The following is a 26,449-nucleotide window of genomic DNA, read 5'->3' on the forward strand; positions in this document are numbered from 1 at the left end:
TAGGCTTTATTCTTTTCAGCTGCGGGACATACCTGTAAGACAGCCCCGCAGATTATCAGTTACTGGGCGTCGAGTTGCTTGCCGCGGGTTTCCGGCAAACTCAAGGCCGCGAGGATCACCACGCCGTAGGAAACCGCCGCAAAGGCACCGATGCCTACACTCAGCGGCACGGTCTGGCTGAGCAGGCCAATCAACAGTGGAAACAACGCCGCCAGCGCCCGTCCGATGTTGTAGCAAAAACCCTGGCCCGAACCGCGAATGCGCGTGGGGAACAACTCGGTCAGGAATGCACCCATGCCACTGAAGATCCCGGAGGCAAAGAAGCCCAGCGGAAAGCCCAGCCACAGCATCACGCCGTTGCTGACCGGCAGTTGCGTGTACAGCAACACAATGGTGAACGAGCCGACGGCGAACAGGATGAAGTTCTTTTTACGTCCGAGGATGTCGGTCAAATAAGCGCTGATGACATAACCCACGTAGGACCCGATGATCACCATCGCCAGATAACCGCTGGTATTGAGCACGCTCAAACCGCGTTCGTTCTTCAGAAAAGTCGGCAACCAGGACGTGATCGCGTAGTAGCCGCCCAGGGCGCCGGTGGTCAGCAACGAAGCGCGAATCGTGGTGAAGAGCATGCCGGGGGCGAAAATCTCGTAGAACTTCGACGGGTTGCTCGGCTCCTGCCTGGCTTTGGCTTCACGATAGATTTCCGGGTCCTTGACCAGGCGGCGGACGAATATCACGAAGATTGCCGGCACGATGCCGAGGATGAACAGCGCGCGCCAGGCGTCTTCCGGTGGCAATACCGAGAACAGCAGCGCATACAGAATCGCCGTCAGCCCCCAACCCAGCGCCCAGCCGGACTGCACCATGCCCACGGCCTTGCCACGGTCCTTGGCTCGAATGACTTCACCGATCAGCACCGCGCCGGCCGTCCACTCGCCGCCGAAACCGAAGCCCATCAGGGTCCGTGCAATCAGCAGTTGCTCGTAGTTCTGGGCAAAGCCGCAGAGGAAGGTGAAGAAGGCAAACCACAACACCGTCAGTTGCAAGGTGCGCACACGACCGATGCGATCGGAGAGAATCCCCGCTACCCAGCCGCCGATGGCCGAAGCGATCAGCGTGCTGGTGTGAATCAGCCCGGCCTGGCCGGTGGTGATACCCCACATGGCAATCAGGGTTGGCACCACAAAGCTGAGCATCTGGGTGTCCATGCCGTCCAGGCCATAGCCGATCTTGCAGCTCCAGAAGGTGCGGCGTTCCTGCTGATTGATGTTGCGATACCAGTCGAAAGGTCCCGGACGGGCCGAGGCTTTCGGAATGGCGGTGGTGTCGGGCGCACTCATGGCAAATCTCCGCGCTGATTTTATTGGTATTGTTCTGAGCCCCGACGACGCCTATCGTGGGAACCGGATGCGCCGATTTTTGGACGCGCGCCCCTGCTGCGTCCAACTAATAAAAACCCGCCTTAGACATAAGAAATCTTTATCCCATGAACCTGAAGTTTCTCGAGACCTTTGTCTGGGTCGCCCGACTCAAGAGTTTCCGCCTGACCGCCGACAAGCTCTTCACCACTCAGGCCTCGATTTCCAGCCGCATCGCAGTGCTTGAAAGCGAGCTGGGGGTAAAGCTGTTTCTGCGGGATTCGCGCGGCGTGAGCCTGACGCCCGAAGGCCTCAAGGTGCTCGATTACGCCGAGCAGATGATGGACACCATGCAGGCGCTCAAGCAGTCGATCGAGACCCGCTCGAGCAAGGCCGGACGGGTGCGCATCGGCGTGATGGACACAGTGATCCATACCTGGCTCAGCCCGTTGGTGGCGCAGATGACCGATCACTACCCGCTGGTGGAAATCGAACTGGTAGCCGATACCTCGCTCAACCTCTGCGATCAGCTGCAAAAAGGCTTTCTCGATGTGATCCTGCAGACCGACCTGCTGCGCCAGGAAAGCGTGCGCAGCCTGGAACTGGCCAGCCACCCCATAGGCTGGATCGTTGCCAGCAACTCGATCTACAACCGCAATTACACAAACGTCGCCGAACTGGCGCGTGAGCGGATTATCACTTATTCGAAAAACTCCCATCCGCATCAGGAAGTTCTGGCGCTGATGCAGGCCAATGGCGTCATGACACCGCGACTGAACTGCGTGAATTCGGTGTCGGCCATCACCCGTTTGTTGCGCGACGGCTTCGGCATCGGCGCATTGCCACCGGTGCTGGTGGCCGAGGAACTGGAGCGGGGGGAATTGACCTTGCTGGCCATCGACCAACGCCCGCCCAACCTGCAAGTGGTGGTGTCATGGCGGGTCGGCGCGGAGTGGGTCGAGGAGATTGTGACGTTGTGCCAGCACGTGGTGGAGCGGTACGCGCAGAAGGTAGGCGAGCACTACATGGTCTTGAGCAAACCCTTGGCCAGCCTCTGAAAAGGAGCGCCCCACAGCACAAGAAGCAATTACTATCATTTGCATTAATATTTTGAAAATGTATTCTCTGCGCGCATTCAGCTAAACCACTGTCCAGAAGGAATCGGACTTGATGCGCGCTTTCACGCAAAGACAGCAGCAACTGCTCTCACACTGGAGCGAAGCCTTCGGCACTCAGGCCTTCCAGTCTCGCCGCATCACCCCCGACCATTTGAGCTATGCCCCGGCGCCCGCCGCGCTGCGTCGCTTCCAGCGTCTGATCCTGCTTACATCTTGCGTCTCATCGAGAGCGTTGCCTGGCTCTGCGCCTTGACACTGGCGGCCACGGCACTGGCTTACGAATGGCTGGGGTTTCTCATCTCCGGGGCATCTGGCAAGGCGCACTGTTCCCCATCACCTAGGCACTGATCGCCAACACCGTGTTTTCAAGCCAGCAGGGTTTTGCCCTCGGGATCCGCCGGGTGCGCTCATTCACCTCCACATCCGGCCCCGCAAATTTGCCCAGCCACACTTATCACGACTAAAAAAAGACCACCTCATGACCCGAACCAAACTTTCCTTGCTGATTCCGCTGCTCGGCTCCGTCAGCGTCCAGACCTGGGCCGAGGACACCGACCAGCAACCCGGCACATTGAACATGCAAGCCACCGTCGTTTCCGCGACTCGCAGCGAAGCGAGCATTGCCTCGATTCCTGGCTCGGTCCAGGTGATCGACGAGCAACAGATCCGCGAGCAGAGTGGCGCGGGGCGTCGGGTCTCCGACATTCTGGGGCAACTGGTTCCCGGCCTGGCGCCGTCCAGCGGCGGGATGAGCAACTTCGGCCAGACCCTGCGCGGGCGCAACATGCTGGTGTTGATCGACGGCGTGTCGCAGAACGCCACGCGTGACAACTTCCGCCAGCTCAACAGCATCGCGCCGGCCAGTATCGAACGCATCGAGGTGGTTTCCGGCGCCAGCAGCATTTACGGTGCCGGTGCCTCAGGCGGCATCATCAACATCATCACCAAGCGCAATCAGGGTCAGGACCTTGCCTACAGCAGCAAACTGGGCCTGACCAGCGGCAACAACCTCAACAGCAAGGGTTTCGCCTACGAGGCCTTTCAGAGTGCGACCGGGCGCAAGGATGCCCTGGACTGGTACGTGTCCGCCGACCTGACCCAGCGCAACGATCAGTACGACGGCAACGGCAACCGCATCCCTCAGGACACATCCCAGGGCAGCAACATGGACACCGAAACCTATGACCTGCAAGGTCGTTTCGGTTACGAACTGGATGCCGACAAAAAACTCAGCCTGTCGCTGCAGGACTACAAGGACCAGCAAGACACCGGCTACACCAAAGACCCGAAAAACTCGCAGCAAGCCGTGGCGGTCAAAGGGCTGAAACTTGATGACCAACCCTATACCCATAACCAGGCGGCCAACCTCAACTACACCGACAACGACTTCTACGGCCAGGGCCTGCAACTGGAAAGCTACTGGCGCCGGGCCGACGCGCTGTTCTTCCCGGACCTGTCGCGAGGCAAGGCCGGGATCGCCGACAACAACAGCGTGCAGGATGTCTACGGCCTGCGTGCGGCCATCGACACGCCTTTGCCGGCCATCGGCAGCGCCACAGGCAACCTGGTCTGGGGCGCCGACTATGATCACGAACGCTCCCGCCAACGCGGTGACCAATACACCCTCAAAGGGCTGACCTACACCAAGACCGGCACCACTTACGAGATGGGCCCGGATATCGAAACCACCACCAAGGCGCTGTTCGGGCAGATGTCCTGGGACATCGGGGACTGGACCTTGCGTGGCGGTGTGCGCCGCGAATGGATCGAAAGCGAGGTCTCCGACAGCATCGCTTACGGTCAGATCGTGCAGACCGGCGTACGCGCCATCCTGCCCGGTGACACCCTCAAATACGACGCCACGCTCTATAACCTGGGCGCGGTCTATCACCTGAGTGAGCATCAGGACGTCTTTGCCAATTACAGCCAGGGCTTTTCGCTGCCGGACATCCAGCGCTTCCTGCGTGACGTGAGCAGCACCTTCGACATCCAGAGCCTCAACGCCCAGGCCATCAAGGTCGACAGCTATGAGCTGGGCTGGCGCGGTGACTGGGACCGGTGGCAGGCCGACGTTACCGTCTATGAAAACACCTCGGACGTGACCCAGTTCTACGATGCCAATAGCCGTGTCTTGCGTCTGATCAATCAGAAGGAGCGGGTTCGCGGCATCGAAAACAGCCTGACCTACCGCGCAACCGATCACTGGTCGGTGGGTGGTACCTATGCCTGGGCCAAGGGCGAGACCCAGCAGAACGGGAAATGGATCGATCTGCCGGCAACACGTATTTCACCGGCCAAGACCACGCTGTTCGTCGGCTACACCGAAGACGACTACAGCCTGCGCCTGCAAGGCATGCACCTGTCCAGTTACGACGCTGCGGCCAAGGACAACAACGGGCGCGACATCGAAGGCTATACGCTGGTGGACCTGCTCGGCTCCGTGTACTTGCCGGTCGGTCGCCTGGAAGGCGGGGTGTACAACCTGACCAACCGCACGTACGTCAATCTGTTCGCCCAAGCCAACGCCAAAGCACCGTACCCCAATGCCGAAGGCCGTACCTTGAGCATGAGCTATTCGATAGATTGGTAATCAACCGAGGAGCCGGCTTGCCGGCTCCTTGACGTTCGACGGGGTTACAAACCGCGCAAATCCCGTTCTTCGATCGGCCGGCTCTGGCGCAGACGCTTGCCGCCCAGCACCACCCAGTCGATCAGTCGGAACAGGCACTCGATCCCGAACGACAGCAGCAACGCGCCGCTCATGCCCCAGACCATCGCTTCGGGCGTCAACAGGATCTGGTAGCTGTAGCCATTCCAGGTTTCCTTGCGGATATCCGGATCGGCGGCCAGCACCACTTGCAGGAAGCGGATGTACCACGGGCCCTGCATCGCCTGGAATTGCTTGTCCAGCGCCACCTGACGGGTCAGCAGGTTGCCCAGGCTGTCGGCGTCGCTGCGAAAGATCGGGTCTTCGCTGGCGCGGTAATGCGCGACCAGAGCCTGCATGTCACCCTTGAAGAACTGATTGGCGGTGTTCTGGAAGCCGCTCAGACTGGTCTGCGCCTCGATCAGGTGCGCCTCGACCCGTTTGGCGTAATCGCTGATGAAGCCCGGCACCTGGACACCGATCAACAGGCCCGCCGCAAACAACACCAGCCGCAGATAACTGAGCAACATGCAAGGAGTCCTTATTCGGTCTGGCCCTGGCTGACGCATTCGCCGCGTCGCCACAGGCTCCATTGACCCGGTTCGTAACGGGTCCAGGTTTCGTTTTCGGTCAGGGGTTCGGTGGCAATGACGGTCACCACATCGTTAGGCGTGGTTTCGGCCTGAAAGTCGACGATCACGTCGACATCTTTCAAGCGCGCCGGGCCAAACGGTGCACGACGGGTGATTTGCGCCAGCTTGGTCGAGCAATAGCAGAACAGCCAGTCACCGTCGCTGAGCAGGCAGTTGAACACGCCTTTGCTGCGGTATTCGGCGCACGCTGCCACCAGGTCAGGCAGCAGCTCTTCGACCTCGACCGGCTCGGGGAACGCCGCACGCACACGGTTGAGCAAATCGCAGAAAGCCGCTTCGCTGTCGGTATCGCCGACCGGGCGATAGAAACTGGCCACTGGCTGGAAGTCCGCCAACTGGCCGTTATGGGCGAAACACCAGTTTCGCCCCCACAGCTCACGGACGAACGGATGCGTGTTGGATAGGGAGACCTTGCCGACGTTGGCCTGGCGGATGTGCCCGATCACCACTTCGCTCTTGATCGGATAGCGCTGCACCAGGTTCGCGACCTCCGACTCGCAGCTCGCCGCCGGGTCCTGGAACAGCCGCAGTCCACGGCCTTCATAGAAGGCAATGCCCCAGCCATCGCGGTGCGGGCCGGTGCGTCCGCCCCGCTGCATCAGCCCGGTGAAGCTGAACACGATATCGGTCGGGACATTGGCGCTCATGCCCAATAACTCACACATGCTCGGACTCTCGCTCAATCGCAGGGGCAAGGTTACAGACGGGGTTCGACTCGCATCCGCTGAGGAGTGCTCGGCACGGGCGGACGACCATAACGATCATCGCCGGCACCGCCGAACGGTTGATCGTCCTCGGGCTCGTCGGCACGGACGGCGGCTTTGGCGGCGGCAGCCTGCTCCCTGCGGGCATTGGAGGCGCGCTCGATGGGGAAACGGATCGCCACCAGCACCAGATAGAGGCCGAACGCGATCATGCCGTACATGAACAGATCGGAAATCGCCCGCCAGGCGTTGTTGCCGACCTTGAACAGCAGGTCGAGCGCGGTAATGGCGAGAGCCGGTGCGATTTTGTCCTTGACCGGGTCGATGATGGTCGGGCTGAACAGCAGCACGACCATCGCCAGCCGTAGCGGCTCACGCAGCCAACGCCACATCCAGCGGGTCAAGCGCATCCACACCAACAGGCAGCCCAAAGCGGCGAAGGCGTAGAGGCCCCAAGCGATCAGATAGTCGTTCTCGGTCATGGTGTCCATGGCAAGGCAGGCAAAGAGGCGCTTATGATAACGGCTTTTCGCCCATCAGGCTGCATCAATGCCTTCGGTCAAGACATAGAACCCTGTGGGAGCGAGCTTGCTCGCGATGGCGGACTGACAGTCAACATTGATGTTGGATGTACTGGCCTCATCGCGAGCAAGCTCGCTCCCACAGGTTCCAAACCTATTCCGTACACTGCTCGAGAACCCTTCATGCCCCTATCCGCCAACATTCACGACGCTCCGATTGCCCACAAGGCTGAAGGCTCCGACCCGTATGCCTGGCTGCAAGAGCGCGACACCGAGGCAGTGCTCGACTACCTGAAAGCCGAAAACAGCTATCAGCAAGCGCAAACCGCCGACCAGGCCGCATTGCGCGAAACCCTGTTCCAAGAGATCAAGGGGCGGATTCTCGAGACCGATCTGTCCCTGCCCTCGCCATGGGGCCCCTATCTGTATTACACCCGCACTACGGCAGGCGATGAGTACGCCAGGCACTACCGCTGCCCGCGTCCGGCCGATGACAGCCTGAGCCTCGACGAAAGCCGCGAACAACTGCTGCTGGACCCCAACGAACTGGCCAAGGGTGGTTTCTTTTCGCTCGGGGCGTTCAGCATCAGCCCGGACCACCAGCGTCTGGCCTACAGCATCGACTCCAGCGGCGAGGAGATTTACACGCTGTTCGTGAAGGAATTATCCGACGGCCGTGTCAGCGAGCTGGAATTCCAGGACTGCGATGGCAGCATGACCTGGGCCAACGATAGCCTGACGCTATTCTTTGGCGAACTGGATGACACCCATCGTCCGCACAAGCTGTATCGCTATCGACTGGACGGCACGGCGGCCGAAGAAGTGTTCCATGAGCCGGACGGGCGCTTCTTCATGCATTGCTACCGTTCAAGCTCCGAGCAGCAATTGCTGCTGTCCGTGGGCAGCAAGACCACCAGCGAAGCCTGGGTGCTTGACGCCAACCAACCGCAGCACGCCTTTACCTGCATCGCGCCACGGGTCGAGGAGCATGAGTACGACGTCGATCACGGCGTACTCAATGGTCAATGGACCTGGTTCATTCGCAGCAACCGTGACGGCATCAATTTCGCCTTGTACACGGCCGTCGATACCGGCGCCGCACCCACCGAAGCCGACTGGCAGAACCTGATCCCCCACAGCGACACGGTGATGATCGACGGCATCAGCCTTAACACCGGGGCCATGACCCTGAGCCTGCGGGTTGGCGGCTTGCCGGTCATTGAAGTTCACCCACAAAGCCTGGCGCCTTATCGTGTGCAACTGCCGGATGCGGCCTACAGCCTGCACGTGCAAAACAGCCTTGAGTTCGAAAGCAACCGGATTCGCCTGCGCTACGAAGCATTGAACCGTCCGGCGCAAATCCGCCAGCTTGAACTGGCGACCGGCGAGCAGAAAGTCCTCAAGCAAACCCCGGTGCTCGGCCCGTTCGATGCCGACGCCTACGTCAGCCAACGCCTGTGGGCCAGTGCGCCGGACGGCACGCAAGTGCCCATCAGCCTGGTGATCAAGCGCGCAGACCTGGGCAAACCCGTGCCGCTGTACCTCTACGGCTATGGTGCCTACGGCGAAAGCCTCGACCCATGGTTTTCCCACGCGCGCCTGAGTCTGCTGGATCGCGGCATGGCGTTTGCCATTGCCCACGTGCGTGGCGGCGGCGAACTGGGGGAAGCCTGGTATCGCGCCGGCAAGCAGGAGCACAAGCACAACACCTTCAGCGACTTTATCGCCTGCGCCGAACACCTGATCGCCCAAGGCTTCACCACTGCACCGCAGTTGGCTATCAGTGGCGGCAGCGCCGGTGGCTTGCTGATCGGCGCGGTGCTCAACCAACGGCCGGAGCTGTTTGGCGCCGCCATCGCCGAAGTGCCGTTCGTCGACGTACTCAACACCATGCTCGACCCTGATCTGCCATTGACCGTGACGGAGTACGACGAGTGGGGCAACCCTGAAGAGCCGGACGTCCATGATCGGATCAAGGCCTACGCCCCGTATGAAAATGTCACCGCGCAAGCTTATCCGGCAACCCTGGTGATCGCCGGTTACAACGACAGCCGCGTGCAGTATTGGGAAGCAGCCAAGTGGGTGGCGAAATTGCGCGCGACCAAGACCGACAGCAATCCCCTGCTGCTCAAGACTGAATTGGGTGCCGGGCATGGCGGGATGAGCGGGCGATACCAGGGATTGCGTGACGTAGCACTCGAATATGCATTTTTGTTCAAGGTTTTGGGCATGGCCTGAGGAACCCGGGCCGATGAACCGGTCTTAATTCCACACACTGGTAGCCGATACAACACCAGTACCCTGTGGGAGAGAGCTTGCTCGCGATGGCGTCAGCACATTCAACATTACCGTTGCCTGTGAAGCCGCAATCGCGAGCAAGCTCGCTCCCACAAGGGGTTTTCGGTGACTTCAAATTCGAGCCAGTAACAGACACAACAATAAAGACCGTGACGACATGTCTGAACCAACCTTTCTGAACAACGAAATTCGCGACTGGCTGATGGATTGCGGCCTGTTCAATCAACTGCAGCCAGCCGACTTCGCCGCGGCTTCGGGCTACTTCAGTATCAGCACCATTGCCCAGGGCGAGGAAATCTTCCAGGAGGGCGATGCCGGCAGTTTCATGTGCATCATCCATACCGGTCAGGTGGCGGTGCAGAAAACCAACGCTGACGGGCAGCGAGTTACCATCGCCACGTTGCGCAGCGGCCGCTCGTTCGGTGAAATGGCCGTGCTCGACGGCGAACGGCGCTCGGCCAGTTGCGTGGCCGCAAGCAACTGCCAGTTGCTCAACCTGGGCAAGGACTCGCTGGAAAAGATGCTCAACGACGCACCGAAAATCGCCGCCAAGATCATCCGCGCCCTCGCCGTTTCCCTTTCCAAACGACTGCGCATGGCCGACGGTCAACTGCTTTCGCAGCAGGTCTAGCCGCCCGGCGATTTGGTTTTCGGCGGATTGGGCTCCAGGCCCGGTATCGGCTGGTCCTTGATCGGCGGGCTGGGCATTTCAATCGGCACCAACGGCGGACCGCTACTGCCGGGGCCGACTTTAGGCAAAGGCGCCGGGCTGATTTGCGGGTACGGCGTGGGCGTCGCGGTGCCGGGCGAACCGGGTATCGGCGCGGGGCTGACGGGAATCGATTGCAGCTGTTGCGCCTGCACTGCAGTTATCGAGAGCGCGGCCAGGGCAATGACCGTTAGAATGGTGCGCTTCATCAATGGCTCCGTTGGCCTTGTCGTCATAAACAGGCTACTCCCAACTGCGTCTGTTTGCCCTCCCGAGTTCTGCCAATTTTCTTCAAGTGAGCCCCATGAAACGTTTCGTTCTGCTGGACACCACCCCCATCCCTGAAAACGGCGGCGCCCTGTGCCTGTTCGAATACGGCGAGGATTTTGTCATCAAGATCCAGGGCGGCGACGGCGGACAATTGATGAACACGCGCATGCACGGCTCCGAAGATGCCCTGGCCGAGATCCCGTGTCGCAAGGTCGCCGGCCGACCGGGTTCACGGGTGCTCATCGGCGGCCTGGGCATGGGTTTCACCCTCGCTTCGGCGCTCAGGCACCTGGGCAAGACTGCCGAAGTGGTGGTCGCTGAATTAGTGCCTGGCGTCGTGGAGTGGAATCGCGGGCCACTCGGCGAGAAAGCCGGAAACCCGCTTCAAGACCCGCGGACCGTGATTCGCATGGAAGACGTGGCCAAAGTCCTGCAGGCCGAGCCCCAGGGTTTCGATGCCATCATGCTCGACGTCGACAACGGTCCCGAAGGCCTGACTCAGAAAGCCAACAGCTGGCTTTACTCCGCCGCAGGCCTCAGTGCCTGCGCCAAGGCCCTGAGACCAAAAGGCGTGTTGGCCGTCTGGTCGGCCAGCGCTGACCGGCAGTTTTCCGACAAACTGAAAAAGGCGGGTTTCAAGGCCGAGGAAGTGCAGGTCTTCGCCCACGGCAACAAGGGCACCCGCCACACCATCTGGATTGCCGAGAAGCTCAAGGGCTAGGCTAAACTTCACCCTATAACCGTCATTAGTCTTTCTACAAAGGTGAACCCATGAGTTCGTCCACCCCGACCAACACCTCGAAGCTGGATCGCATCCTCGCCGACAACCAGCGCGACAAGGAAATGGGCTACCGCGACAAGGCCCTGAAGATGTACCCGCACGTCTGTGGCCGCTGCGCCCGTGAGTTCTCCGGCAAGCGCCTGAGCGAACTGACCGTGCACCACCGCGACCACAACCACGACAACAACCCGCAGGACGGCTCGAACTGGGAGTTGTTGTGCCTGTACTGCCACGATAACGAACACTCGCGGTATACCGACCAGCAGTATTTCGACGAAGGCTCGCTGAGCACGCCGAAAATTGCCAAGGCTACGCACAACCCGTTTGCGGCACTCGCCGGGTTGATGAAGAAAGAAGACTGAAGATTTTCAGCGCCTGATCCGGCCTCATCGCGAGCAAGCTCGCTCCCACATTTGATTTTGTGAACGACACAGATCCACTGTGGGAGCGAGCTTGCTCGCGATAGCAATAGCCCTGCCACCGCCAATCTCCAAACTGACCGCTGCCGCCCAATCCCCGTATAATCCCGCTTTTTTCCCGAAAGGCACCCCGCTCGTGGCAGACAAACGGTACAGCTGCATTGGTTTGTATAACCCCAAATCACCGGAGAACGTCGGTTCGGTGATGCGCGCCGCTGGCTGTTATGGCGTGGCGTCGGTGTTCTACACCGGCAAGCGCTATGAGCGCGCCGCCGACTTCGTCACCGATACCAAGCGCGTGCACTACGACATCCCGCTGATCGGCATCGACGACCTGAAGAAAATCCTGCCCCTCAATTGTGTGCCCGTCGCCGTGGAACTGGTCGAGGGCGCCCGCCCGTTGCCGGAATACACCCACCCGGATCGCGCGCTCTACATCTTCGGCCCGGAAGACGGATCGCTGGATAAAGAGATTCGCGACTGGTGCGAAGACGTGGTCTACATTCCGACCACCGGTTGCATGAACCTGGCCGCCACGGTCAACGTCGTGCTCTACGACCGCATGTCCAAGGGGCTCAATACCCGCTCCGGGCCAAAATTCCGCTGAATCGCCACACATCCGATTGAACGAGCTGCCCGCCCAGGCTGTCAGTTTGACTATCGATCACTGAAGCCTGGAGACAGACCATGAGCGAACTCAAACCCGTCGAGCGTATCGAATCCACCCCGTTCCAGAGCCCTTCCGAGCAAAACGTGCAGGGCTGGGAACGCATTGGCTCCCTGGCCGGTGGCGTGGTGATGGTGGGCAAGGGACTGCGGCGTGGCGGGATCTTTGGCCTGATCCAGGTGGCCATCGGCGGCGTGGCCCTGGCCCGTGGAATTACCGGCCACAGCTCGGCGAAAAGCCTGCTGGAGAAAAGCCGTCAGGACATGAACAACGTGCGGGCGAAAATTCAGCGGGCGGGTGAAGAGTTGAAGACGCTGAAGGCCAATGCCGAGGCGGCGACCAAAACCGCAACCGTTACCGGCAATGATTCCTTGAAGTCGCCGAAAGCCGGGGTTTGAATCAGGATTTGCGCTGAAGCCACTGGCCTCATCGCGAGCAAGCTCGCTTCCACAGGGTTATGTGGCGCTCACAACATTTGTGTTCACCCCCAATCACTGTGGGAGCGAGCTTGCTCGCGATGACGGACTCACTGAAGTAAACCGGTATCAAGGACTTTGGAAGAGTCGCCAATAACACTCTCCGACAGCTGCACAAAGTCCTTGGTATCAACGTTATCCAGCCGCATCGCCCCGCGCAGCACATCATCGAGCGAACGCTTGTTGTGGGTTTTCAGGCGAATCTCGCGGTCCAGCTCCTGCAGCAACACCACTGCCCTGGCCACCTGCGTCGAGCTGATCCGCTCACCGCGCAGCGTGGTGACTTTCTGGCTGATCTTGACCAATTTGCGATGCAGACTCTCGTAGCGCTCATCGCTCATGCCGCCAGCCCGACGCACCAGTTCGATGGCGTAATACTCAGCAAAGCCCTCACTGATCCAGTCACTGCGCCGGGTGCCTTTGACGCGCCCGAACACCTGGGCCAACTCACGGACCAAGGCACTGGTGCCGCTTTCGCTGACCACCGGCAGACGACTGTTGAGGTAGATCGACTCGTGCGCCGACTGGCTGCCGCGCCACATTGGATCATTAGCCCCGACGATCAGCAGTTTGCCCGGGTGTCGCGGATACAGCGCCTGCACTTGCGGCCAGACGAAGGTCAGCAGCGTCAGCACATCCATACGGCGCATGCCCTGCCCCAGCGGCGAGGCGACTGTGACTTCGGTCTCGCCCAGACGAGTGCGGCGACTGCCGAGCTCACCTGCGAGCATCCAGCCGGTAGGCCGGTCGAACAGTCGGGAAGGGTTATCGATACGGAATTTATTCGGGCCGATTCGTGGCCAAGCGGTTTCAACGCTTTTCCAGCCACCGGGCAGCTCGAACTCAAGGCGTGAAACCAGTTCGATGCCGTCCTGTTGATCGAGTCTGGCAGCCGGCACCAGATTGTCGCCGCGCATCAACGCCCAGCTTGGCGTGATGCGCGTGTCGAAGCTGCCGCTCTTGCGCCCGTGGCTGATACTCACGCGGTAGGTCAGGCTGGCCTTGTCCGCAGCCGGACGCCAGACACCGCGCGCCGCTTTGCCGGGGGTCAGTTGCCATTGGCCGTCAGCCTTGAAATCGCTGTAGTGACTGCCGTCGCCAAGATCGAAATCCAGGCTGCGTACCGCCGAGCCCTGGGCGAGCGTCAGGCGCACTTCGGCCTGATCGCTCTGCGGCAACAGGCGCACGTGATAATCCAGATTGACCTTGTTCGCAGCCCATGCCGGCGAATTCACGGCCAGTAATCCAAGGATCCACGCCTGCCGCCATCCCACAGCCATACACACTCCCTCGTGAAACGTTGAACCTCAGGCAATCAGCCTGCGCGGAAAATCAGATGATCTTCCCAATCATCTTCCGGCACGCTGCCTTCGGCGAGCATGCGCCCGGACTGGGAAATCCGCTCGTGATGAACGGCATCGCGATCACCGCACACCAGGTGATGCCACAACGGCAGGTCCTTGCCTTCGCTAACCAGGCGATAGCCACAGGTCGGTGGCAGCCATTTGAATTCGTCGGCCTTGCCCGGTGTGAGCTGGATACAGTCCGGCACCGAGTCACGGCGGTTGGGATAGTCCGTGCACTGGCAGGTTTTCAGGTCCAGCAACTTGCAGGCGATGCGCGTGTAATAGACGCTGTTGTCGTCTTCGTCTTCAAGCTTTTGCAGGCAGCACAATCCACAGCCGTCGCACAGCGACTCCCATTCCTCCTGATCGAGTTGATCAAGGGTCTTGCGTATCCAGAACGGTTCTACTTTGGCGGCCATGGTTCGAGTATCGACATCAGGTGGTGAAAAGGCCGCCAGTCTAGTGCCCGCAGCTCCGCGGGCCAAGCATTGGCGACTGCCGGTACGCCGGGCTTGTCAGTTTTTGCGCTGCCAAGTAGGGTTTTGTGTTGCTCCCACTTTCAAACGTAGCCAGGAATCTCTTGATGAGTGCCAACCCACGCGTTGCCGATTACGCCATTCACCCTCAGTTCACCGATCGCTGGTCGCCCCGCGCCTTCACTGGCGAAACGATTCCGGAGGAAACCCTGCTGAGCTTCTTCGAAGCCGCCCGCTGGGCACCCTCGGCCTACAACTCGCAACCCTGGCGCTTTCTCTACGCTCGTCGCGACACACCGAACTGGGAGCGTTACCTGGGCCTGCTGAACGAATTCAACCGCAGCTGGGCGCAACATGCTTCGGCCCTGGTGATCGTGATTTCGAAAACCACCTTCGCCGTGCCTGGCGCCGCCGAAGAAACCCCGGCCCTGTGGCACACCTTCGACACCGGTTCCGCCTGGGGCCACCTGGCCTTGCAAGCGAGCCTGAGCGGCTGGCACACCCACGGCATGGCCGGCTTCGACCAGGAGCTGACCCGCAAGGCGCTGAACATTCCTGAAGGCTACGCCCTGCACGCCGCCGTCGCGGTGGGCAAGCTGGGGGACAAGGCGAGCCTGGCGGAATATCTGCAAGCCCGTGAAGAACCCAGCCCGCGTCGTCCATTGAGCGAGTTGGCGGCTGAAGGTGACTTCACCCTCTGAGCCATACTGAAAATCCCTGTGGGAGCGAGCTTGCTCGCGATAGCGGTAGGACAGTCAATATTGATGTTGAATGTACCAGCCTCATCGCGAGCAAGCTCGCTCCCACAGTTTTTGAGGGTGTGTTCAATACCCGCGATCGAAATCCACTTCCCCGCGCAACGCCTCTCCCGCCTCATAAGCCCGCAGGTTCTCGACAAACAGCTTCACCATCATCGAAGGCGAAGTCGGTGCCGAGCTGTGGCCGGTCAGCAGCAGGCCCCAGGCCGTCCAGAACGGATGACGCTGGGGCAAGGGTTCCTGACGGCACACATCGATCACTGCACCCGCCAGATGCCCTTCCTTCAAGGCATCCACCAGATCCGCATCGACCACCGCCACTCCGCGCCCGGCGTTGATGAACAACCCGGTCGGCTTGAATTGCTTGAACAGCGCCGCGTCGTAGACATCGTGGGTGTCCGGCGTGTTCGGCAGCAGATTGACCACGTAATCGACTTCACCAACCAGCCGCGGCAAATCCGCCATCGAACCAACTTCGATAAACGGTGCCTGCTCCCGTGCGCTGCTGGCAACGCCATACAGTTCGACGCCAAACGGCACGAGGAACTGCGCGACACTTTGACCGATATCACCGGTGCCGACGATCAACACCCTGCGCCCCGCCAGGCTCTGGACCTGGCGACTGTCCCACTTGCGCTCGACCTGGCTGACCAGTCGCGCCAGCACTTCACGCTCATGACCGAGCATGTACGTGAGCACGTACTCGGCCATGACCTGGCCAAAGATTCCGACTGCACGGGTCAGCCGATAGTGCCGCGGCAAGCCATCGGCCAGCAGCGGCGTGATGCCGGCCCAGGTCGATTGCAGCCATTGCGGTTGATGACCCTGGCGTAACAGGGTCGCCAGCAAATCAGGCTGGCCGAGCCACACCGGGCAATCGGCGGCCTGGCTGGCCAGTTCGGCGGAATCACCGCTGGTCAGCACCTCCAGGTCCGGTGCCGCCTCGCGCAACAGTTGGGCGTACACGGGGTGGTCGTGTTCAGCAATCAGGACGCGCATGCTTCAAACCTTTCAAAAACAGTGCAGACGGCCGCCGACAGAACAGTGCTCCGTCGATGCTGCCATCGCTAAAATCAATCAGTGTTTCATAACCACTCTGAACAGAGTCTGTCTGCCGCTCACATCGGATCGTTGCGACGCAACAATTCTTCCGGCAAGTGCTCGATGTACTCGTCTTCGGCAGGCGGCATTTGCAGGTGATAACCCTGTTTCTCGAGGTTCTCCAGCACGACCGTGATGTCCTCGCGCGACAGCTTGCGCTCGGGGCTCAGCACCAGGTCGAACGCGTGGATGGCCTTGCCGAAGGCTGCCATCAGGGTATCCGGCACGCGCTCCAGAGCATCGCTCTTGAGCACATACAGGTACATTTCGTTTCTTTTCGAGCTGCGGTAGATGGAGCAAATACGTTTCAAGGCTGTTCTCCGGCGGTGGCCAGGCTGTCGAGCAGCGCCTGGCCCATCAATTCGCGGCGCCAGCCACGCAGCGAATCAGGCAATTGGTAGGGACCATTGGGGAAGCCGCTCTTGAGCAGCGCTTCCAGGGTTTTCTTGCGCAGCATCAGTTCCGGCGCGATGTTCAGGCGCTCGGCTTCGGCCTGGCCTATGGCCTTCATTTGTTTGAGCAGCGCAGCAGCATCCACCGGCAACGGCTCCGGCACGGCTGGCGGCCATTGATCAGGCGACACACTGCCAGAGCGCTTGATCAGATCAAGCAGAAACTCGCCGTCCTGACGCACGGTACGTGGGTGCATGTCTTCGATTTTCGCCAGCGCGCCGAGGTTATCCGGTTGCGTACGCGCCAGCGGCCACAACGAATGCTCGCGGATGATCCGGTTGCGCGGCAGGTCGCGAGCCCGGGCTTCCTTTTCACGCCAGGCACAGAGCTCACGCAAAACGGCGAGTTGGGCGCGAGACAGCTTCCAGGCCAGCTTGGCATCGCGATAGACCTCGTACGGGTCGATCTCGCGGCGCAGGTTGGCCACCAGTTCGGCGCCATCTTCCAGGACCCAGGCGTATTTCTCGTCGGAAAGCTTTGGACGCAGTTTTACGAAAACTTCAGCCAAATGCACGGCATCTTCGGCGGCATAGCTGATCTGGGTTTCGGAAAGCGGGCGTTGCAGCCAGTCGGAACGGGTTTCCCCCTTGGGCAGGTCGATGCCGAGCACTTCCTGCACCAGCCGCGAATAGCCCATGGAAAAACCAAGGTTCAGATAAGCGGCAGCCAGTTGCGTATCGAACAGCGGCGCCGGCAGGCTGCCGGTCAGGCGTAGCAGGACTTCGAGGTCTTCGCTGCACGCGTGGACAACTTTGACCACCGCAGGGTTTTCCAGCAAAGCGGCCAATGGCTGCCAGTTGTCGATGGTCAGCGGGTCGATCAGATAGGCGCGAACGCCATCACCGATCTGCAGCAGGCCGGCGATTGGGTAGAAGGTGTCGACCCGCATGAATTCGGTGTCGAGGGCAACGAATGGCAACTGTTGCCACTCGGCACACAACCGTCCGAGGCTATCGTTGTCGCGAATCCAGTGAATATCGATGGCCACACGGCTCTCCCTTGAAGAATGGCGCGCAGTATATATCGCCCCCGGCGATTTCCGCGCATCCACTGAACAAGAGCATTAGCGAAAATTACTGCGCGACATAAAGAATAGTCCTACAAAGCCGAGCTAGCTGGTCTTACCCAACACCTGGAACCGTCGCGAGAATCACCGTGTTCGGCCAACACCTGTCAAAAACCAGGTCGACGGCCGCTGCGTGAAACAGAGTCAGAGGCGATCATTCCTTGGCCAACACGCCGTCTGTCACTGGACGACGACATCCGGCAAACATGTCCAGATCCTGGTGGTAGACCTTGCTGTCGACCTCCAGCAGCCCAAGCATCGAATGGAACAGGTTGTCCTGGCTGAGGGACTTTTCACGGCTCTGTTGCAAGCAGCGGGTATCTAGCGCAAACGACTTTTTATAGCTGTCGGAGAACCAGGCAAACATGGCGACATGCTTTTGCTGCTCCGGTGCCAGCATGTAGGGCGTGCCGTGGAGGAACAAGTTGTATTCACCCAGGGACTCGCCGTGGTCCGACAGATACAGCATCGCGGTATCCACTTTGTCCTGGTTGCTGCGCAGCAGATCGATCAAGGTCGACAGTACATGGTCGGTATAGACCAGGGTGTTGTCGTAGCCATTGACGATACTTTCGCGGCTGCAATTGTTCAGGGCATTACTCTCGCAAACCGGGGTGAAGCGCTCGAACTCTTTCGGATAACGCTTGAAGTACTCAGGACCGTGGCTGCCCATCTGGTGCAATACCAATACCGTGTCCTTGTCCAGGGTATCGATGAAATGCTGCAGCCCTTGCAGCAGGATTTCATCGCGGCATTCACTGTTGGCGCACAGCGCCGGGTCCTTCAGATTGCTGACGTCCTGAAGGGTGACGCGATCGCACGTACCTTTGCAGCCTGACTGGTTGTCACGCCAGATCACGTCGATACCCGCATGCTTGAGCACGTCCAACAGGCCTTCTTCGTTCTTTGCCTTGCTGGCGTTGTAGTCCTTGCGCCCCATGTTGGAGAACATGCAAGGCACCGATACGGCGGTTTCTGTACCGCAGGAGTGCACATCGGTGAAAGCGATCAGGCCGTCTTCCTTACTCAGCTTCGGAGTGGTGTCGCGGCTATAGCCAAGGATGCCGAAGTTCTCCGCCCGGGCACTTTCACCCACGACAAGTACCGTCAGGGATTTGCGCCCGTGAGTTTGCCAGGCTGAATTGCGCCGGGCATCTTCACCGAGCCTCACAAAAGGTTGATGTGCAGACGCAACCTGCTCGCGCAAGAAGCCAGCCGAGGCACCAATGTAGTTGCTTGGTACCACCATCAGGCGTAACTCGTGGTGATTGCGAAACAACGAAGACAGGCCTTGATAGTTAACCAGTGCAACTCCACCAATGACTGCTGCCGAGGCAAAAGTCACCACAACTTTACTGAGCAGTTCACGGTGCCAACGACGATAATTAATCGGTGTCTTCCACAACAGCCAGGACGGCAAAACGCCGAGCAGTAAAATATAAAAAAACAACTTGAGCGACAGTAAGTCACGCACTTCCGTTGCATTGGTCTCGGCGAAGTTACGCAACATGCCGGTATCGATCAATACACCATACTGGCTCATGAAATACACCACGCCCGCGCTGGTCATGAACAGCAGGGTCAGGAGCGGCTTGAGCACTGGCCGGAATGCCAGCAGGGTCAGCACAATGTTGAAGGCCGCGAAGATCATCACCCCGAAGGCCGCGCGCATGACGATGCCTTTGCCATCGGATGCGGTGATTTCGAACAGGTGTTGCCAAAGTACGTAATTGAAGCCAACTAACAAAAACGTGCTGGCAATCAGTGTCACCCATTCAGGGCGCACGGCTTTAATCTTAAGCATGATATTTGGCGGATCCTGAAAGTAAGTATCTCCGGCAAATGTGAAAATTTCATTTACCGAGACAGCTGTAATTTTAGGTAGCCAACAATCAATTTTTTGTGAAAAATAAGCCAACAATTAGTTGGCTTATTAAGTCCGCCTGACACTTTCAGACTATTTGAGAATGGTTCAGCCCCGATTCAGATTCGACTCAAGCCTGATGCAAATACCAGCGCCAGTCCTGTTCACCGACCTCCCCCATGAATTGACGATACTCAGCGCGTTTCACCGCCAGGTAGACGCCGAGGAATTCACCGCCGAAGGCTTCCCTGGCCCAACTCGAACCTTCCAGTGATCGCAAGGTGGTCAGCCAGTCTGTCGGCAACAGTTTCGTGGCCTGGGCGTAGCCATTGCCTTCCACCGGCGCACCAGGATCGAGTTGTTCACGGATACCGCGATGAATACCCGCCAGAATCGCCGCAGCCGCCAGATAGGGGTTGGCATCTGCGCCACAGATTCGGTGTTCGATGTGCCGGGAATACGCCGGCCCGCCAGGTACGCGCAGGCTCACGGTGCGATTGTCCACGCCCCAGGTGGCCGCCAGGGGCGCATAGCTGTTGGCCTGGAATCGACGGTAGGAGTTGGCGTTGGGGCAGAACAGCAACAGCGAATCGAGCAAGGTACTGAGCATGCCGGCGACGGCCTGCTTGAGCAGCGGCGTTCCATCCGCAGCTTCGCTGGCGAAGAGGTTGTTGCCGTCCTTGTCCGCCAGGCTCACGTGCATGTGCATCCCGGTGCCGGCGAGGTCATCGAAAGGCTTGGCCATGAAACAGGCTGTCATGCCGTGCTTGTGCGCCACGCCTTTGACCAGACGCTTGTAGCGTACCGCTTCATCCATCGCCTGTAGTGCGTCGGTGCGGTGTTCGAGGGTGATCTCCACTTGCCCCGGCGCGTATTCGGAAATGGCCGTGCGCGCCGGAATCCCCTGGAGTTTGCAGGCACTGTAGAGATCGGCCAGGAACGGTTCGATCTGTTCAAGCTCGCGTAAACCATAGACCTGGGTGCCGTACGGACGCCCGCCATCGACATCCCGTGCCGGTTGCGGCCGGCCATTGCTGTCGCGTTGCTGATCCAGCAGGTAGAACTCCAATTCCGCCGCCATGACCGGGTAATAACCGTCTGCCTGCAAACCCTCGATGACCTTCGCCAGCAAATGACGGGGATCGGCAATAGTGGCGGGCATTCCCTCCGTTGGGTGCATGCTGACCTGCACGGCCGCGGTCGGTATCAGACGCCACGGCATACGCGTGAGGCTGCCGCTGATCGGGTAGGCCCGGCAGTCGATATCACCGACATCCCAGACCAGCCCGGAGTTTTCCACGTCATCACCGTTGATGGTCAGGCCGAGGATGGTGCTCGGCAATGGTCGCCCGCTTTCATACACCGCCAGCAACTCGTCACGATGCAGCAACTTGCCCCGCGGCACACCGTTGTTGTCGAGGATGAACAGCTCGAACATTTCAATATCCGGGTTCTGCTCCAGAAAGGTCAGGGCTTCTTGCCGGGTGGCAAACGAGGTCGTGGCACAACTCATGGGAACTCTCTTTTTCCGTGTCAGACGGGTACGCAAAAGCACCCGCACTTTAATCCCGCCATCAAGCGGAACAGGTAGGAACAATCAGCGGAAAAAGCAGGAATCCGGCGGGCGCGCATGGCGGCAATGCCACAGCGCCCAAAAAGCCAGTTCAGAAGGAAGTGCGGAGAGGTTTGGCGCGGTGGCAGGTGTGAATCGACGGCCAAGGCTCGACGCTCGAACGCCGTTGGATGCCTTGCAGTGGATTGCGACTGGCCAACCGTCCATAGAGAGAACCGCAGAAAACAGATGACCCGCAGCGTCACACGATGGCTTAAGTCGTTAAATCAGGATTTGAAGAACCTTGGATGTCGTTTGGCTAAACATTTGGCTGTTTTGTGCTGCCTTCAGTGGGGAGAAGGCCTGTATTTGATTTCTAAATACCACCCCGGACTTTCTGATTTGCGCCCTTCGGGGCTCGCGCGCCTTAATCGCCCGCCTATTCATCAAGGTCCGATCATGGAAAACACCCGAGCCACTTCCCGCCCTGCCCTCTGGCTCATGTTCAGCATTGTCCTGGTTGCCCTGAACCTGCGCCCTTCCATGGCCGCTGTCGGGCCGCTGCTCTCAGCGATTCGCGACGACATTGCGCTGAGCTTCAGCCAGGCTTCACTGCTGACAATGTTACCGGTGACGGCCATGGGGCTGGCGATGTTTGTCGGCCTGCGCGTCAGTCAGCGATTCGGCGATCAACGCACGGTAGTCTTCTCGTTGCTGATCATCGGCGTGGCCACGCTTTCGCGGTTGTTCCTTGATTCAGCCGCGCAGTTGCTCCTCAGCGCGGTGCTGGCCGGTGTCGGGATCGCCCTGATCCAGGCCCTGATGCCAGCGTTGATCAAATCCCGCTTCAGCGACCACGTAGCCCTGTGCATGGGGCTCTACGTCACATCGATCATGGGCGGTGCGGCCATGGGTGCCTCCTTTGCGCCGCTGGTCATGGAACGTACCGGCAGCTGGCGTATGGGCCTGGCGATCTGGGCCGTTCTCGCCGTGCTGGCATTGCTCTTCTGGCGCAGCCAAAGCGCGGGGATGCCAACACTGGATTCGAGGGCATCCGGCAAAGGTTCGTACTTTGCCAATTCCCGCGCGTGGTTACTCGCGATTTTCTTTGGCCTGGGCACTGCGTCCTACACCTGTGTTCTGGCCTGGCTGGCGCCTTACTACGTAGAAAAGGGTTGGAGCGAGCAGCACGCCGGATTGCTGCTCGGTTTTCTGACCGCCATGGAAGTGCTGTCGGGTCTGTTGACGCCCGTCATCGCCAACCGCAGTCGCGACCGCCGCGTCGTGCTGATGGTATTGCTGACACTGATCATCGCCGGTTTCTGCGGATTGATTCTGAGCCCACGGTATTTGAGCCTGCTGTGGCCATGCCTGCTGGGGCTGGGCATTGGCGGCCTGTTCCCGATGAGCCTGATCGTATCGCTGGATCATCTGGACAATCCATTGCGTGCTGGCGGCCTGACCGCATTCGTGCAAGGCATCGGCTACTTGATCGCCGGCCTGTCGCCGCTGCTGGCGGGGATCATCCGCGACCAGCTCGGCAGCTTTGAATGGGCCTGGTGGTCGCTCACGGCGGTCATGGCGCTGATGATGCTGATGGTTTTGCGCTTCAACCCAAGGCACTACGCCCGCCACATCCATTGACCCGGAGCCTGCCATGAAAACCACCGTTTTCGCCGTCGCTCACGCCAGCATGCTGCTTTGGGCCTTGTTGATCGCCGCATCGTTTTCCGCGGCGGCGCAAGTCAGCCAGGCCATCGACCCGATCCTGCTGACGGGTTTACGCCTGCTGTTTTGCGCTTTGGTGTTTCTGCCGTTGTTGCTGCTCAAAGGCGATGCCGTCATGACCGCCCGCGCACTGTTTGGTCACGCGGTGCTCGGCCTGCTGCTGGCGCTGTACTTCGGTTCGCTGTTCGAAGCGTTGCGCTACACCTCGGCCGTCAACACCGGGACGATGTTCACGCTGGTGCCACTGATGACCCTGGGTTTCGAAGCCGTGCTCACACCTGACAGCCGTCTGAAACAACGGATTATGCCGATGCTGCTCGCCGCTGCCGGGGCGGTGTTGTTGATCATGAAAGGCACCCGCCCCGGCGAGTTGCCATCGCCCTATGCATTGACGGTGTACGGCATCGGTTGCTTGGCGATGGCGCTCTACGCCCCCCTCAGCCAGCGTCTGAAAGCCAATAGCCTCAAGGGACGCGGACCGGTGTCCATGACGTTCTGGAACATGCTGTTCGGTGCGCTGTTTCTACTGGTGTTCTGTGGATTCAGTGGCGGTTGGCGTTCGGCATCATTACTAACGCTCAACGACTTCTATTGGCTGATGTACCTGGCAGTGTTCGCCACCCTGGCGACGTTCTGGCTGCTGCACCGGGCCATCGGCGTGATCGCGCCGTCCTCGGTGATTTCCTACATCTATCTGAGCACGCTGTTCATCACCTTGTTCCACTGGCTATGGGGACACCAGACGCCGCTGCCGCTGGAAATGACCGGCGCGGTGCTGGTGGGCCTCGGCATGTTCGCGCTATTGATGTCCAGCCGCCGCGCCGTGTCGGCGATGGTCCAGGGCTGACACGGCCTTGGGCGAAACGTCCTGCAAGGCATTCTCCCTGCTCGCCCATTCCGCTAGGATAATTCACCACCCTTGCACACGGTCAGCGCAAGGGACGCAGCGAGATGGAATGGATGCTGAACAGTAATTCGCTTAGAAAGCTCGACATGCAGGACCTCATGGTATTCGTCGCCGTGTATGAGCAGAACAGTGTCACCGACGTATCCGAGACGCTTTGCGTCAGCCAGTCCACCGTGAGTTACTGCCTGAAGAAATTGCGCACCAGTTTCGAGGACGAACTGTTCATCAATACTCGCACCGGCGGCATGCAGCCCACCGGCAAGGCCAGCGCGATGTACCCTCACGTGCTGAAAATCCTCGAAAGCATCAACCTGTGTCACGCCGGCTTACCCACGTTCGACCCAGGCCTGCAACCCGTGACCTTCAACATCTGCGCCCCGGAATATTTCGAGCAACTGATCCTGCCGCGCTTGTTGAAAACCTTCGACCTCGCCGATCTTCCGGTGATGGTCAATGTGTTCAAACTCCAGGCCGATATCCCTGCCCAAGCGTTGCGCGAAGGCAGCCTCGACCTGGTGATGTGCTTCGGCCCGAACTTTCATCGCAGTCACGTCGATTTCAAATCGCAGACGCTGCTCGAAGATGACCTGGTGTGTGTTTTCGACAAACGCGCCACGCCGGCAGAACCACGCTTGAGCCTGCAAACCTATGTCGAACGTCGACACGTGTTCCCGACACCCTGGACGTCCGCCACCAACATGGTCGACGGCTGGCTTGCGCAGCAGGCACAACAGCGCCATATCGTCGCACGCGCCAACAGCTACAGCGCAGCGCTGAAGCTGATTACCGGCACCGACTATGTTCTGACCCTGCCCCGGCGCATCCAGCGACTACTGGCCAGTGCAGACACCTTCGATCACTGTGAAGCCCCCGCTGGCCTGCCGGGTTTCACCCTCGACATGCAGTGGAACCAGGGTGTTGATCAGGACAGCGCCAACACCTGGCTGCGAGCGCAAGTGATCCAGGCCTGCTTCGAGCAGGAAACGGCCTGATGCTCAGTTGCTGATGGCGGTCTTGCTGTAGGAATCGCGATCGATGTCGAGAATTTCCACGCACAACTGGACTTCAACGCCGCTCGGCCACTCACACACGTCCTGCACCACCGCCAGCAGGCTTTCAGACAGCTGTTTCTTGATCTGTGCGGAACGACCACTCAACAGTGCCAGCTTCACATGCACGAACGCCCGTTCAGCCAATGCAGTACCGACCTTGAACGCCTCGACCCTGATCGCGCGGCTCTTGATGTCGAATTCGGCAGCAAACTGACCGGAAGCCACCAGCGTATTGTTCAACCGCATCAATGCCACTTCGGCATTCAGATCAGTCAGGTTGGCGGTGTATTCCATGTGCAGGTGAGGCATGAGTGGGTTCCTGTAAGTGGGGTGGAAAGGTCGTACATATAACACAGCGCCACCCTGTTCATTCGGGCAGCGGCAATACGGCACGCTCACTCATGAACGCCTCCAGGCGCGATCGTAACCAGCGCTCGGCAGGGTCGCTATCGACATGGCTGAGCCAGACCATGGATAGATCCAGGGTCGGTGTCTTGAAGGGAAAGGGTTCCTTGAACAGCATTCCCGATGCAGCCATCGCCTCAGCGGTGTAGTCCGGCAGGCTGGCAATCAGGTCGGTGCCGGCAAGCAGGGCCGGTAATGCACTGTACTGCGGCACCGAAAGCACCACCTGGCGTGTGCGACCGATATCCGCCAGCCACTCGTCGGCATAGCCACTGACGTTGGCGGTATGGGACACCAGCACGTGCGGTCGCGCGCAATATTCATCGAGGGTCAGCGGTGTATCAGAGGCATCGGCGCGCAAAATGCTGGGCTGGATGTGTCGCAACAACTTGCGCTTGGCATTGGCCGGCAAGCCACGGGTCTGGCTGATACCCACCGTGATATCGCCGGCTGCCAGCAAGTCAGGAATCCGCCAGTAATCGACATGCTGCACCACAAACACCACGTTGGGCGCTTCCTGGCGCAGCGCTCGCAACAATGGCGGCAACAGCCCGAACTCGACATCGTCGGACAACCCGATGCGGAACGACATCGTACTGCTGGCCGGGTCAAAATCATGGGTCAGGCTCAAGGCCACGGACAAGGAATCCAGCGCCGGCGACAGGTGCCTGATGATCTCCTCGGCCCGTGCCGTTGGCTCCATGCGATGGCCAACGCGTATGAACAGCGGATCATTGAACATCGCACGCAAGCGGTTGAGCGCCGAACTGATGGTCGGCTGACCGAGAAACAGCTTCTCCGCCACCCGAGTGACATTGCGTTCGAGCATCAGCGTTTCGAATACCACCATCAGGTTGATATCCGCCTTGCGAAGTTCATTGCGATTCATCCACTGCCCCGATCCAAAAAATCTGCTGACAGTTTAGGTAGCTGGTGCGACTGCCGTCTATCCAACACAGGTCCAACAGCCTGATGCGGGCTGTCAGGGGATATTTCGCACTGAGGCCCATCGCGAGCAAGCTCGCGCCTACAGGGACGCCAAAAACAAAACCCCTACCTGCATACGCAGATAGGGGTTTCGGAATTTAATCTTGACGATGACCTACTCTCACAT

General features: G+C 59.7%; 26 protein-coding genes and 1 pseudogene. 13 read left to right on the forward strand and 14 right to left on the reverse strand.

The window, feature by feature from the left end:
- Positions 1-59: 59 nt before the first annotated feature.
- On the reverse strand, positions 60-1,346 hold the full coding sequence (locus tag ABIE16_RS27970) for an MFS transporter (protein WP_429522377.1): 1,287 nt from the start codon (positions 1,344-1,346) through the stop codon (positions 60-62).
- 146 nt (positions 1,347-1,492) lie between these two features.
- Between ABIE16_RS27970 and ABIE16_RS27975 the strand changes: the two genes are divergently transcribed.
- From ABIE16_RS27975 to ABIE16_RS27985, 3 genes and pseudogenes are all read left to right on the forward strand, one after another.
- On the forward strand, positions 1,493-2,422 hold the full coding sequence (locus tag ABIE16_RS27975) for a LysR family transcriptional regulator (RefSeq protein ID WP_429522378.1): 930 nt from the start codon (positions 1,493-1,495) through the stop codon (positions 2,420-2,422).
- Between the two features lie 261 nt (positions 2,423-2,683).
- A pseudogene (locus ABIE16_RS27980) lies at positions 2,684-2,946 on the forward strand (MFS transporter); the annotation flags it as partial.
- A 14-nt stretch (positions 2,947-2,960) separates the two neighbouring features.
- Complete coding sequence (locus ABIE16_RS27985; RefSeq protein WP_218496906.1) at positions 2,961-5,072, forward strand: TonB-dependent receptor; 2,112 nt, start codon at positions 2,961-2,963, stop codon at positions 5,070-5,072.
- 44 nt (positions 5,073-5,116) lie between these two features.
- Here the strand turns inward: ABIE16_RS27985 and ABIE16_RS27990 are convergent, their stop codons facing one another.
- Genes ABIE16_RS27990 through ABIE16_RS28000 form a run of 3 tightly spaced genes read right to left on the reverse strand, consistent with a single transcriptional unit; the run spans position 5,117 to position 6,977 of the window.
- A complete protein-coding gene (locus ABIE16_RS27990) occupies positions 5,117-5,659 on the reverse strand; it encodes a DUF2937 family protein (protein ID WP_102671286.1) in 543 nt (180 codons plus the stop codon).
- Positions 5,660-5,670: 11 nt separating this feature from the next.
- Positions 5,671-6,447, reverse strand: coding sequence for a class II glutamine amidotransferase (locus ABIE16_RS27995; RefSeq protein WP_090453698.1), 777 nt, complete (start codon positions 6,445-6,447; stop codon positions 5,671-5,673).
- A gap of 32 nt (positions 6,448-6,479) precedes the next feature.
- Positions 6,480-6,977 (reverse strand): hypothetical protein, encoded by a 498-nt coding sequence (locus ABIE16_RS28000; RefSeq protein ID WP_057715997.1) that lies wholly within the window; start codon positions 6,975-6,977, stop codon positions 6,480-6,482.
- A 213-nt stretch (positions 6,978-7,190) separates the two neighbouring features.
- Here ABIE16_RS28000 and ABIE16_RS28005 point away from each other — a divergent pair, with 213 nt between their 5' ends.
- Together ABIE16_RS28005 and ABIE16_RS28010 are read left to right on the forward strand one after the other, a co-directional pair.
- A complete protein-coding gene (locus ABIE16_RS28005) occupies positions 7,191-9,245 on the forward strand; it encodes a S9 family peptidase (protein WP_429522379.1) in 2,055 nt (684 codons plus the stop codon).
- A 217-nt stretch (positions 9,246-9,462) separates the two neighbouring features.
- Positions 9,463-9,936: a Crp/Fnr family transcriptional regulator gene (locus ABIE16_RS28010; protein WP_057715999.1), complete on the forward strand. Its 474-nt coding sequence runs from the start codon at positions 9,463-9,465 to the stop codon at positions 9,934-9,936.
- Here the strand turns inward: ABIE16_RS28010 and ABIE16_RS28015 are convergent.
- Positions 9,933-10,223 carry a hypothetical protein gene (locus ABIE16_RS28015; RefSeq protein ID WP_057716000.1) on the reverse strand — a complete coding sequence of 97 codons (291 nt, stop codon included), beginning with the start codon at positions 10,221-10,223 and terminating at the stop codon, positions 9,933-9,935. The two genes, ABIE16_RS28010 and ABIE16_RS28015, sit on opposite strands and share 4 nt — an antisense overlap.
- Positions 10,224-10,318: 95 nt before the next feature.
- Here ABIE16_RS28015 and ABIE16_RS28020 point away from each other — a divergent pair, with 95 nt between their 5' ends.
- The 4 genes from ABIE16_RS28020 to ABIE16_RS28035 all read left to right on the forward strand — a co-directional run bounded on the left by ABIE16_RS28020 (position 10,319) and on the right by ABIE16_RS28035 (position 12,549).
- Positions 10,319-11,005 carry a spermidine synthase gene (locus ABIE16_RS28020; RefSeq protein ID WP_057716001.1) on the forward strand — a complete coding sequence of 229 codons (687 nt, stop codon included), beginning with the start codon at positions 10,319-10,321 and terminating at the stop codon, positions 11,003-11,005.
- A 50-nt stretch (positions 11,006-11,055) separates the two neighbouring features.
- Positions 11,056-11,427 carry a YajD family HNH nuclease gene (locus ABIE16_RS28025; RefSeq protein WP_007898702.1) on the forward strand — a complete coding sequence of 124 codons (372 nt, stop codon included), beginning with the start codon at positions 11,056-11,058 and terminating at the stop codon, positions 11,425-11,427.
- A gap of 193 nt (positions 11,428-11,620) precedes the next feature.
- A complete protein-coding gene (locus ABIE16_RS28030) occupies positions 11,621-12,091 on the forward strand; it encodes an RNA methyltransferase (RefSeq protein WP_007993783.1) in 471 nt (156 codons plus the stop codon).
- Between the two features lie 80 nt (positions 12,092-12,171).
- The gene (locus tag ABIE16_RS28035) at positions 12,172-12,549 is read left to right on the forward strand and encodes a YgaP family membrane protein (RefSeq protein WP_057716002.1); all 378 of its coding nucleotides are present in this window, start codon (positions 12,172-12,174) and stop codon (positions 12,547-12,549) included.
- Between the two features lie 128 nt (positions 12,550-12,677).
- On the opposite strand, the gene ABIE16_RS28040 is transcribed toward ABIE16_RS28035, so the two are convergent.
- Complete coding sequence (locus ABIE16_RS28040; protein WP_340314873.1) at positions 12,678-13,907, reverse strand: hypothetical protein; 1,230 nt, start codon at positions 13,905-13,907, stop codon at positions 12,678-12,680.
- Between the two features lie 35 nt (positions 13,908-13,942).
- The gene (locus tag ABIE16_RS28045) at positions 13,943-14,392 is read right to left on the reverse strand and encodes a YcgN family cysteine cluster protein (protein WP_008015986.1); all 450 of its coding nucleotides are present in this window, start codon (positions 14,390-14,392) and stop codon (positions 13,943-13,945) included.
- Positions 14,393-14,556: 164 nt separating this feature from the next.
- Between ABIE16_RS28045 and ABIE16_RS28050 the strand changes: the two genes are divergently transcribed.
- Entirely contained in the window at positions 14,557-15,150 is a 594-nt protein-coding gene (locus tag ABIE16_RS28050; RefSeq protein ID WP_340314871.1) for a nitroreductase family protein, read from the forward strand.
- A 123-nt stretch (positions 15,151-15,273) separates the two neighbouring features.
- Here ABIE16_RS28050 and ABIE16_RS28055 read toward each other — a convergent pair whose 3' ends face one another.
- The 5 genes from ABIE16_RS28055 to ABIE16_RS28075 all read right to left on the reverse strand — a co-directional run bounded on the left by ABIE16_RS28055 (position 15,274) and on the right by ABIE16_RS28075 (position 21,204).
- A complete protein-coding gene (locus ABIE16_RS28055; protein WP_102671295.1) occupies positions 15,274-16,206 on the reverse strand; it encodes a D-2-hydroxyacid dehydrogenase in 933 nt (310 codons plus the stop codon).
- Positions 16,207-16,325: 119 nt separating this feature from the next.
- Positions 16,326-16,619, reverse strand: a complete 294-nt coding sequence (locus ABIE16_RS28060) for a YcgL domain-containing protein (RefSeq protein WP_057716006.1) — start codon at positions 16,617-16,619, stop codon at positions 16,326-16,328.
- Entirely contained in the window at positions 16,616-17,749 is a 1,134-nt protein-coding gene (gene rnd / locus ABIE16_RS28065) for a ribonuclease D (RefSeq protein WP_090453691.1), read from the reverse strand. The genes ABIE16_RS28060 and rnd overlap by 4 nt, the downstream gene beginning before the upstream one ends.
- Positions 17,750-17,981: 232 nt before the next feature.
- Positions 17,982-19,631 (reverse strand): phosphoethanolamine transferase, encoded by a 1,650-nt coding sequence (locus tag ABIE16_RS28070; RefSeq protein ID WP_429522380.1) that lies wholly within the window; start codon positions 19,629-19,631, stop codon positions 17,982-17,984.
- Positions 19,632-19,821: 190 nt separating this feature from the next.
- Positions 19,822-21,204 carry a glutamine synthetase family protein gene (locus ABIE16_RS28075; protein ID WP_057716009.1) on the reverse strand — a complete coding sequence of 461 codons (1,383 nt, stop codon included), beginning with the start codon at positions 21,202-21,204 and terminating at the stop codon, positions 19,822-19,824.
- A 498-nt stretch (positions 21,205-21,702) separates the two neighbouring features.
- On the opposite strand from ABIE16_RS28075, the gene ABIE16_RS28080 reads away from it, so the two are divergent.
- From ABIE16_RS28080 to ABIE16_RS28090, 3 genes are all read left to right on the forward strand, one after another.
- Positions 21,703-22,887 (forward strand): cyanate transporter, encoded by a 1,185-nt coding sequence (locus ABIE16_RS28080; protein ID WP_429522381.1) that lies wholly within the window; start codon positions 21,703-21,705, stop codon positions 22,885-22,887.
- Positions 22,888-22,900: 13 nt separating this feature from the next.
- Complete coding sequence (locus tag ABIE16_RS28085) at positions 22,901-23,818, forward strand: DMT family transporter (RefSeq protein ID WP_429522382.1); 918 nt, start codon at positions 22,901-22,903, stop codon at positions 23,816-23,818.
- A 113-nt stretch (positions 23,819-23,931) separates the two neighbouring features.
- Positions 23,932-24,870, forward strand: coding sequence for a LysR family transcriptional regulator (locus ABIE16_RS28090; RefSeq protein ID WP_429522383.1), 939 nt, complete (start codon positions 23,932-23,934; stop codon positions 24,868-24,870).
- Positions 24,871-24,873: 3 nt separating this feature from the next.
- On the opposite strand, the gene ABIE16_RS28095 is transcribed toward ABIE16_RS28090, so the two are convergent.
- Entirely contained in the window at positions 24,874-25,239 is a 366-nt protein-coding gene (locus tag ABIE16_RS28095; RefSeq protein ID WP_090453683.1) for a 5-carboxymethyl-2-hydroxymuconate Delta-isomerase, read from the reverse strand.
- Between the two features lie 58 nt (positions 25,240-25,297).
- Positions 25,298-26,224: a LysR substrate-binding domain-containing protein gene (locus ABIE16_RS28100; protein WP_150815309.1), complete on the reverse strand. Its 927-nt coding sequence runs from the start codon at positions 26,222-26,224 to the stop codon at positions 25,298-25,300.
- Between the last annotated feature and the right edge of the window lie 225 nt (positions 26,225-26,449).

Source organism: Pseudomonas sp. 2725 (assembly GCF_050434585.1).
Classification (GTDB): Bacteria; Pseudomonadota; Gammaproteobacteria; order Pseudomonadales; family Pseudomonadaceae; genus Aquipseudomonas; species Aquipseudomonas jessenii.